Origin of the sequence: Oscillibacter sp. CU971 (genome assembly GCF_905219725.1) — a bacterium.
Taxonomy (GTDB): Bacteria; Bacillota; Clostridia; order Oscillospirales; family Oscillospiraceae; genus Oscillibacter.
Genome location: NZ_CAJMXG010000220.1, coordinates 1 through 4,855, shown reverse-complemented (window position 1 = coordinate 4,855; position 4,855 = coordinate 1). Strand labels below are relative to the sequence as shown.

Annotated in this window: 5 protein-coding genes; 4 read left to right on the top strand and 1 reads right to left on the bottom strand. The window is 59.5% G+C overall.

The window, feature by feature from the left end:
• Nucleotides 1-1,639 (top strand): CvpA family protein (locus tag JX325_RS12760; protein ID WP_243414078.1); only part of this gene is annotated, 1,639 nt, incomplete at its 5' end.
• Nucleotides 1,640-2,527: 888 nt separating this feature from the next.
• Here JX325_RS12760 and JX325_RS12755 read toward each other — a convergent pair.
• Nucleotides 2,528-3,367 (bottom strand): DegV family protein, encoded by an 840-nt coding sequence (locus tag JX325_RS12755; RefSeq protein WP_204791490.1) that lies wholly within the window; start codon nt 3,365-3,367, stop codon nt 2,528-2,530.
• 357 nt (nt 3,368-3,724) lie between these two features.
• On the opposite strand from JX325_RS12755, the gene JX325_RS12750 reads away from it, so the two are divergent.
• The 3 genes from JX325_RS12750 to JX325_RS12740 form a co-directional block, all read left to right on the top strand.
• Nucleotides 3,725-3,931: a 4Fe-4S binding protein gene (locus JX325_RS12750; protein ID WP_204791489.1), complete on the top strand. Its 207-nt coding sequence runs from the start codon at nt 3,725-3,727 to the stop codon at nt 3,929-3,931.
• Nucleotides 3,928-4,512: a 4Fe-4S binding protein gene (locus tag JX325_RS12745; protein ID WP_204791488.1), complete on the top strand. Its 585-nt coding sequence runs from the start codon at nt 3,928-3,930 to the stop codon at nt 4,510-4,512. The genes JX325_RS12750 and JX325_RS12745 overlap by 4 nt, the downstream gene beginning before the upstream one ends.
• A partial coding sequence (locus JX325_RS12740) for an FAD-dependent oxidoreductase (RefSeq protein ID WP_204791487.1) occupies nt 4,509-4,855 on the top strand: 347 nt, incomplete at its 3' end. The genes JX325_RS12745 and JX325_RS12740, both read left to right, overlap by 4 nt.

Sequence of the window (4,855 nt, the reverse complement as noted above, 5' to 3'; positions counted from 1 at the left end):
CACCGTCACCAACCTGCTGGTGACCCTGGTGTTCGGCGCGGTCTACTTCTACCTGGAGCTGCCCGCCCTGAACCTCCACGCCGAGGAGTTTTACGTTTTCGCCTTCCTCCTCTGCGCCGTGTACTGCGTCTGCGCCGTCTTCACCTCCGGCTTCCAGGGGGACGGCAGCGTCAAGGGCTATTTCCACTTCGTCCGCAAGCAGTGCGCCGTCCCCTTCCTGGTGGTCGTCGCCCTCATTGCCGCCCTGGCCCTGGGAGCCCTCAGCAGCTGGGTGGTCCTCCGGGCCGGGAGCTATTCCAAGCTCCTCCCTCTGGAAACCGGCAATTTTACCGCCGAGGTAGAGGAGATTTCCTACGACCAGATTCCCATGCTGGACGACGATTCCGCCGCCCGCCTGGGCAACCGGAAGCTGGGCGAGCTGGCGGACATGGTGTCCCAGTTTGAAATACTGACGGACTATACCCAGATCAATTACCAGGGCCGCCCCGTGCGGGTGACCTCCCTGCGGTACGGGGACCTCATCAAGTGGTTCACCAACCGGGGCGACGGCCTCCCCGCCTATATCATCATCGACATGGTGAGCCAGGAGGCGGAAATCGTCCGTTTGCAGGAGGGCATGAAGTACACCACCGCCGAGCATCTGGGCCGGAACCTGTACCGCCATCTGCGCTTCCACTATCCCACCATGATGTTCGACGGCCCGGTCTTTGAGATCGACGAGGAGGGCANCCCNTACTGGGTCTGTCCNCGGATCGTGNGGACCATCGNCCTCTTCGGCGGCGTCGACATNAAGGGCGCGGTCCTGGTCAACGCCGTCACCGGGGAGCNCGAGTATTACGAGCAGGTCCCCAACTGGGTGGACCGCCTCTACTCTTATGATATCATCATGCAGCAGTACGATTACTACGGCATGTATCACAACGGCTTCCTGAACTCCATCTTCGGCCAGCGGGACGTGACGGTCACCACCGACGGCTGGAACTATATCGCCATAGACGACGACGTGTTCATGTACACCGGCGTCACCTCCGTCACCTCGGACCAGTCCAACATCNGCTTTATTCTCACGAACCAGCGGACCAAGGCCACCAAGTTCTATCCCTGCGCCGGGGCCACGGAAATCTCCGCCCAGGAGTCCGCCCAGAGCCAAGTCCAGCAGATGCGCTACCGGGCCACGTTCCCCCTGCTTTTGAACATCGCAAGCCAGCCCACTTACTTCATGGCCCTGAAGGGGGAGGATGGGCTGGTCAAGATGTTCGCCATGGTCAACGTCCAGCAGTATGACATTGTCTCTACCGGCTCGACGGTGGGCGAATGCGAGACCAACTACCGCCAGACCCTGGCCCACCGGGGCCTCATCGTCGCGGGAGAGCAGAAGCCCGCCGCCGGGAATACCCAGGAGCAGGAGGGCGTCGTGGCGGAAATCCGCAGCGCGGTTATCGGCGGCAATACGCACTACTATGTCCGCATGGAAAACAGCTTGGGCTACCTGGACTTCAACGCCTCCGAGGTGCCCTTGGCGGTGCTGCTGAACGTCCGGGACCACATCCGCTACACCTTCGTGCTGGAGGGCGCGGAGTTCCCCGAGCACGGCATCGTCCCCGCCACCGGCTTCGAGCATATCGACTGGGATAATTAAAAACGCGGCATGAGCNGCCCTACCCAATCTGAACTAATGGTTCAGATCGGATAGGGTTGCTTTTTTCCTGTAACTCTTGCAGTTCACGGGCCGTTTCTCTCCCCGAGAGAACGCCTATGCCGGAAAGCACGGAAAACGCCAAGCTGTTCGGCAGCATCCATGGCATGACACAATCTATCATCCACTGTGGCAGAAGCGCCGACAGCAGCCAAATCAATATGGAACCCGCCTTGAGCGATGACACCAACAAAGCGGCCTCTTGCATCCCGTGCAGCATTTTCATGTGAGTAAACGGCGTTCCCGCTACCGCCGTCCACTTTGGCAGAGGAGACAACTGGAATTTCCCGCTTCCCATTATCAAAGCCTGGACCCCAGTATGTATTCCGATACGCTTGGGACCTTGCTTCCTAGAGTCCCCAAAATTTTAATCAGTAGGGGGTATACTGAACAGCTTTTTCCGGACGGTCTAACATACCTTTGCCATTTCCGTATACCATAAACGTCCGAAAGCTGTTGTGACTCAATGGCTATGCGTTTGTCCCTTTTTAGCCAATGAATTAAGGTAGGAGTATTGACCAGTTTTATTGAGTTAGACGGCAAACAGACAGTAAGACTCGGCCCCACGGGGCCAAGCGGCCGGGCACGGACTAATTTTCTTATCTACACGTTACAGCGTGCGGAGAGGGGCTGAAAATGATGGTTACGCGCACGAACGGCCCCTGGAAAGATGCGCGCCGCACATTGGTTGGGGAGATGGATTTCTTCCCGGAGCGCGGCAGACCACAAAAAAGAGGCAGCCGCATGACGCGCCCGCGTCATGCGGCTGCTTCCCGCCAGGAACGCTTCCCTGCCGGGCCCTCCTGAAAGCCCGCCGTTCCGAATTCTCAATCATTTCCGCAGGAGAATCAGCCCCAGCGTATTCGGGCCGCAGTGGCAGAAGATGGTGCAGCCCGCCTTGGCCTCCAGAATCTCGCCGAAGCGCCCGTCCTCCCGGATGATCTCCCGGGCAATGCCCGCCAGCTCGTCCCCCGGGCAGGTGTCCACCAGGAAAACGCGGCTGAAATCCAGGTCCGTCCGGTCCCTCAGGCGCTCATGAACGTAGTCCGCCACCACCTTGGCGATGTTTCCCCGGTACTTTTTGGTCACGGACATTTTGCCGCCAATCACCTCCACGCAGGGGTGGAGCTTCAGCAGATTCGCCCCCAGGGCCGTGACGGCGGAGCAGCGCCCGCCCTTTTTCATATAGTCCAGCCGATCCAGGACAAAGCTGGTTTCCAGCCTGGGAACCATGTTCTCCAGGAGGTCCAGGATCTCCGTCACGGACTTCCCCGCCCGGGCGGCGCCGGCGGCGGCCAGGACCATCATGCCGTGGCCCACGGTCAGGTTTCCGGAGTCTACCACGTAGACCTCCGGCACCTCCTCCGCCGCCAGCTTGGCGTTTTGGTGGCAGCAGGAAAAGCCGCTGCCGATGTTGAGGTGGATGACGGCGTCATATTTTTCCATCAGCGCCCGGAAGGCGTCCTCATAATCCGATACGTTGACGGCGTTGGTGGTGGTGATTTCTCCCCCCGCGTCCACATGGGACGCAATATCCGCCGTACGGATGTCCACCCCGTCGTGATAGAGCTTTCCCGCCTTAACGATGCCCAAGGGAAAAACGGTGATGCCGTACTGCTCCAGCAGCCGCTCCGGCAGGTCGCAGGTGCTGTCGGTGGTAATCTTGATCATAAACGGGCTCCTTCCAGGTTCGGGGCAGGCACGCTCCCGGACCGCGTCCTATTTTAAATTCCCGCGCGGCCGCCGCGGCAAATGCGGAACGCCCGCGCCGCAGCTATTCTATCATGGATTTTCAGGAAAATCCATAGTGGAAACCGGCAAAATTGACGGAGGTTTTCCCACCGTGCGGCGCTCTTCGGCGCGTCCACTTGTTCCGGCATTCTCCACTCCCGGACGCGCCCGAAATGCGGCCTCCGCTTCCGGCGGCGAAGACCCGCCCTCTCATTCGCCGGAGTTTTGTGATTTTATCACGGTACGCACAAACCGGTTCCGGTATCATGGTAACCATCAAATCTGGGAGGTCGCCCTATGAAAACAAGGAAAAAGCGGCGGGCTGTTNTAAACGGGGACGCCTGTGTTGCCTGCGGATGCTGCGTGAAGGTGTGTCCCCTGTCCGCCATCCAGGTCCGGCATGGCGTCCGGGCGGCGGTTGATCCGGAGCGCTGTGTGGGCTGCGGCAAATGCGCGAAGGAGTGCCCCGCGTCCGTGATCGTCCTTCAGGAGGTATCGGTATGAAAAAGCGCTGGTATGATTACCTTTGGATTGCAGAGCTGATTTACATGTCGCTGGGGTTTTTCAATATCCTCTTCGCCTGGCTGGGCATGCTGTTTTTCTGCATCCCCCTGATCATTTCCCTGGTCTGGGGCACAAAGGGCTACTGCAACCGCTACTGCGGCCGGGGCCAGCTGTTCGGCCTGCTGGGCGGGCGCTTCGGCTTGTCCCGGAAAAAGGATATCCCCGGGTGGATGAAGAGCAAATGGTTCCGCTATGGCTTTTTGATATTCTTCTTCATCATGTTCTTTCAGATGCTGTGGAATACCTATCTGGTCTTTGCCGGCGCACATGATCTCCGGCAGGTGGTGACGCTGCTGTGGACGTTTAAGCTCCCCTGGCACTGGGCCTATCACGGCACGTTCTTTCACCAGGGCGCTGCCCAGTTCGCCTTCGGCTTTTACAGCGTCATGCTGACCTCCACCATTCTCGGCATGATTACTATGATTCTCTTCAAACCCCGCAGCTGGTGCGTTTATTGTCCTATGGGCACCNTGANGCAGCTCATCTGCAAAGCGAAAAATGGAAAGGATGCGTTAACATGAAGGTAGTCATCATCGGCGGCGTAGCGGGAGGGGCCACGGCGGCGGCCCGGCTCCGGCGGCTGGACGAACAGGCGGAGATCGTGGTCTTCGAGCGGTCCGGGTACGTCTCCTACGCCAACTGCGGCCTGCCCTATTACATCGGCGGGGTCATCGAGGACCCCGAGGCCCTGACCCTCCAGACGCCGGAGAGCTTTTTCTCCCGCTTCCGCGTCACCATGAAGGTGCGCCACGAGGCCACCGCCCTCCACCCGGAGAGAAAAACGGTCTCCGTAAAAAACCTGGAAACAGGCGAGGAATTTGAGGAGCCTTATGACAAGCTCCTCCTCTCCCCCGGCGCCAAGCC